The 4164-nt window shown below is 63.2% G+C and carries 4 protein-coding genes; all 4 read right to left on the reverse strand.

Annotated features, from left to right (window positions below; genetic code table 11):
* Positions 1 to 76: 76 nt before the first annotated feature.
* Positions 77 to 586 carry a peptidylprolyl isomerase gene (locus B4E36_RS07285; protein WP_018063290.1) on the reverse strand — a complete coding sequence of 170 codons (510 nt, stop codon included), beginning with the start codon at positions 584 to 586 and terminating at the stop codon, positions 77 to 79.
* A gap of 57 nt (positions 587 to 643) precedes the next feature.
* Positions 644 to 1207 (reverse strand): peptidylprolyl isomerase, encoded by a 564-nt coding sequence (locus B4E36_RS07290; RefSeq protein ID WP_292059745.1) that lies wholly within the window; start codon positions 1205 to 1207, stop codon positions 644 to 646.
* Positions 1208 to 1240: 33 nt separating this feature from the next.
* Positions 1241 to 1735, reverse strand: a complete 495-nt coding sequence (gene coaD / locus B4E36_RS07295) for a pantetheine-phosphate adenylyltransferase (protein ID WP_345900178.1) — start codon at positions 1733 to 1735, stop codon at positions 1241 to 1243.
* 153 nt (positions 1736 to 1888) lie between these two features.
* A partial coding sequence (locus B4E36_RS07300; protein ID WP_345900179.1) for a DNA gyrase subunit A occupies positions 1889 to 4164 on the reverse strand: 2276 nt, incomplete at its 5' end.

The raw sequence follows: 4164 nt of genomic DNA on the forward strand, positions 1-4164 counted from the left end.
ACCCCTCTCTGCCCCTGTCGGGGCATCTCCCCCTCAAGGGGGGAGATTGATAAGAGGGCGTCGCCCTCTTCCCGCATCAAACGTCCGCTGCAACCTTCATCGAGATGATATGGTCGGGATTGCGGACCGGCTCGCCCTTTTCGAACTTGTCGACGGCGTCCATGCCTTCGATCACCTGGCCCCAGACCGAGTACTGCTTGTCGAGCCAAGGGGCATCGGTGAAGCAGATGAAGAACTGCGAGTTGGCCGAGTTCGGGTTCTGCGAACGCGCCATCGAGCAGGTGCCGCGCACATGGCGGGTGGCGGAGAATTCGGCCGGAAGGTCCGGCTTCTTCGATGCGCCCGTGCCGGCGCGGCCCGGGTTGAATTTATCCGAGGTCTTGTTGCCGTGCTCGACATCGCCGCCCTGGGCCATGAAATCGGCGATCACGCGGTGGAACACGACGCCGTCATAGGCGCCCTCGCGCACCAGTTCGCGGATGCGGTCGACATGTTTGGGGGCGACGTTCGGAAACGCTTCGATCACGACCTTGCCCTTGGTCGTTTCCATGATGAAGGTGTTTTCCGGGTCCTTGATTTCGGCCATCATTTTCTCCTGTGGCGGTTTGCCCGCCCTGCCGGTCCGGCAAGGCGGGTTCAAAACTTACTGTCCGACGGTAACGTCCAGGATCCGGTCCGGATCGCTGACCTTGCCGTTCTGGGCCTGATCGCCCTTCTTGATCTTGTCGACATTGTCCATGCCGTCGACCACTTCGCCGATCACGGTGTACTGGCCGTTCAGGAACGGGCCATCCTCGAGCATGACGAAGAACTGCGAATTGGCCGAGTTCGGATCCTGCGCGCGGGCCATGCCGACAACGCCGCGCTTGAACGGCACGTCGGAAAACTCGGCCGGCAGGTCCGGCATGTCGGAACCGCCCATGCCGGCGCGGTTCAGGTCGTAGCCGTCCTCGGTATCGCCGAACTGGACGTCGCCGGTCTGGGCCATGAAGCCGTCGATCACGCGGTGGAAGACGACGTTGTCATAGGCGCCCTCTTCCGCCAGCGCCTTGACGCGTGCGGCATTCTGCGGCGCGAGATCTTCGAAGAGCTCGATGGTGAACGGGCCTTCGGTGGTGTTGAAGGTGAGGGTGTCGGCAGCCATGGCCGTACCCGCGAATGTCGAAATCAGCGTCGCCGCTGCCAGTCCCGCAATCATATTGCGCATGTCGTTCTCCTTGAAAAAGGTTTCCTCACCAGGCTACCGCGAATGTTTTGCTCTCAATGCCGCCGCCACGTAATCCGGCACAAAGCGCGCCACATCGCCGCCCATGGCCGCGACCTGACGCACCAATGTGGCCGATATCGGACGCGACGCCGGTTTCGCCGGCAGAAAAACGGTCTGGATCTCCGGGGCCATCTCGCCGTTCATGCCGGCCATCTGCATCTCGTAGTCGAAATCCGTGCCATCGCGCAGTCCGCGGATGATCAGGCTGGCGCCGGCCCCGCGCGCGGCATCGACGGCAAGGCCGCTGAAAGCGATCACCTCGACATCCCCTGCCCGCTCCGGGAGGTTTTCAGCCACGCCCCGCCTCAGAAAGTCCGCCCGCTCCTCGAAGGTGAACAAAGGCGTCTTGCCGGCGTTCACGCCGATGCCGATGACGAGCTTTTCCGCGACGTTCAGCGCCTGCAGCACCACATCGACATGCCCGTTGGTCATCGGGTCGAACGAACCTGTGTAAAATGCCTTCGCCATGTGCTTCGTTGCGTCCTCGGCCCCGTTTCCGGTCACGGCCTTTTGTCACGGAAAGTGCCGGGCTGCAAGCCGGTTCAGGCTGCAAACGGATCGGTCAAACGAAGAAGCCGGGCGCAGGGCCCGGCTCCAGTCTTCATTCCCGTTGTTCGCCGATCAGGTCTCGTCGGTTCCCTCGTCAGGGATGCCCGTCGCCTCGGCCGCGCCTTCGCTGCCGGCCTCGACATCGACTCCGGCTTCGACAGCGTCCTCGATCGCCTCATCGTCGTCAGGCTCGCTGATGACCTCGACCGAGACCACCTTTTCCTCGGCGCCGGTCTTGAACACCGTGACGCCCTTGGCGGTGCGGCTGGCGATGCGGATGTCGTAGACCGGCACCCGGATCAACTGCCCGGCATTGGTGACCAGCATGATCTGGTCGCCGTCGAGAACCGGGAAGGCGGCAATCAGCCGGCCGATTTCGTCCGTCTTGGAGGTGTCGGTGGCGCGGATGCCCTTGCCGCCACGTCCGGAGATGCGGAAGTCATAGGAGGACGAGCGCTTGCCGAAGCCCTTTTCGGTCACGGTCAGGATGAACTGCTCGCGGAACTTCAACTCCTCATAACGGTCATCGCTCAAGACGCCCTCTTCCGCCACTTCCTCGCCGACAAGCGCGATATCCTCGCCCTCCCCGGTTTCGGTGCGGCGCTCGAGCGCTGCCCGCTTCAGATAGGCGGCCCGTTCCCACGGCTCGGCGTCGACATGGCTGACGATGGTCATCGAAATCACCTCGTCGCCCTCGGCAAGGCCGATGCCGCGCACGCCGATCGAGTTGCGGCCGGCGAAGACGCGAATGGCGGGAACGGGGAAGCGGATGGCCTGCCCCATCGCCGTCGTCAGCAGCACGTCGTCATCCGGCGTACAGGTCCAGACCGAAAGGATGCGATCATTCTCGTCGTCGAGCTTCATCGCGATCTTGCCGTTGCGGTTCACCTGCACGAAGTCCGACAGTTTGTTGCGGCGCACGGTTCCGCGCGTGGTGGCGAACATCACGTCGAGCTCGGCCCAGCTTTCCTCATCCTCCGGCAGCGCCAGAATGGAGGTGATCGCCTCGCCCTGCTGCAGCGGCAGCATGTTGATCAGCGCCTTGCCGCGTGATTGCGGCGTGCCGATCGGCAGACGCCAGACCTTCTCCTTGTAGACGATGCCGCGCGAGGAGAAGAACAGCACCGGCGTGTGGGTATTGGCCACGAACAGGCGGGTGACGAAATCCTCGTCGCGGATCGCCATACCGGAGCGACCTTTGCCGCCGCGCCGCTGGGCGCGGTAGGTGGTCAGCGGCACGCGCTTGATATAGCCGTTGCGCGACACGGTCACGACCATGTCCTCGCGGGCGATCAGATCCTCGTCGTCCATATCCGGACCGCCTTCGAGGATTTCGGAGCGGCGGGGCGTGCCGAACTCGTCGCGAACCGCGATCAGCTCTTCCTTGATGATCTCCTGGATCTTCTGCCGCGATGACAGGATTTCGAGGTAGGACTTTATCTCGTCGCCGATCTTGTTCAGCTCGTCGCCGATTTCATCGCGGCCGAGCGCGGTCAGGCGCGACAGCCGCAGTTCGAGAATGGCGCGGGCCTGTTCCTCGGAAAGCTGATAGGTGCCGTCCTCGGAAATCTTGTGGCGTGGGTCGTCGATCAGGCGGATCAGCGCCTCGACATCCCGGGCCGGCCAGTGCCGTTCCATCAACTGCTCGCGCGCCGTCTGCGGATCGGGCGCACGGCGGATCAGATTGATGATCTCGTCGATATTGGCAACAGCGATGGCCAGACCAACCAGCACATGGGCGCGATCGCGCGCCTTCCTGAGTAGATATTTTGTGCGCCGGCTGACCACGCTTTCGCGGAAGGAAACGAAGGCGCGCAGAATATCGAGCAGGGTGAGCTGTTCCGGCTTGCCGCCGTTCAGCGCCACCATGTTGCAGCCGAAGGACGTCTGCAGCGGCGTATAGCGATAAAGCTGGTTGAGGATGACCTCGGCATTGGCGTCGCGCTTGAGTTCGACGACGACGCGATAGCCTTCGCGGTCGCTCTCGTCGCGCAGATCGGAAATGCCCTCGATGCGCTTGTCGCGCACCAGTTCGGCCATCTTCTCGATCATCGTCGCCTTGTTCACCTGATAGGGAATTTCGGTGATGATGATCTGCTCGCGATCGCCGCGCATCGGCTCGATCGTGGCCCGTCCGCGCATGATCACCGAGCCGCGGCCGGTCTCATAGGCCGATTTGATGCCGGCGCGGCCGAGAATCTGCGCGCCGGTCGGGAAATCGGGGCCCGGGATGATCTGCATCAGTTCCGGCAGTTCGATCGCGGGATTTTCCATCACCGCGATGCAGCCGTCGATCACCTCGCCCAGATTGTGGGTCGGGATGTTGGTGGCCATGCCGACGGCGATGC

The organism is Martelella sp. UBA3392, from assembly GCF_002358775.1.
In the GTDB taxonomy this organism is placed as follows: Bacteria; Pseudomonadota; Alphaproteobacteria; order Rhizobiales; family Rhizobiaceae; genus Martelella; species Martelella mediterranea.

Excerpts from the sequence above, each read along its gene's own strand:
- B4E36_RS07285 (WP_018063290.1), bottom strand. The coding sequence starts at position 586 with ATGGCCGAAATCAAGGACCCGGAAAACACCTTCATCATGGAAACGACC.
- B4E36_RS07290 (WP_292059745.1), bottom strand. The coding sequence starts at position 1,207 with ATGCGCAATATGATTGCGGGACTGGCAGCGGCGACGCTGATTTCGACA.
- coaD (WP_345900178.1), bottom strand. The coding sequence starts at position 1,735 with ATGGCGAAGGCATTTTACACAGGTTCGTTCGACCCGATGACCAACGGG.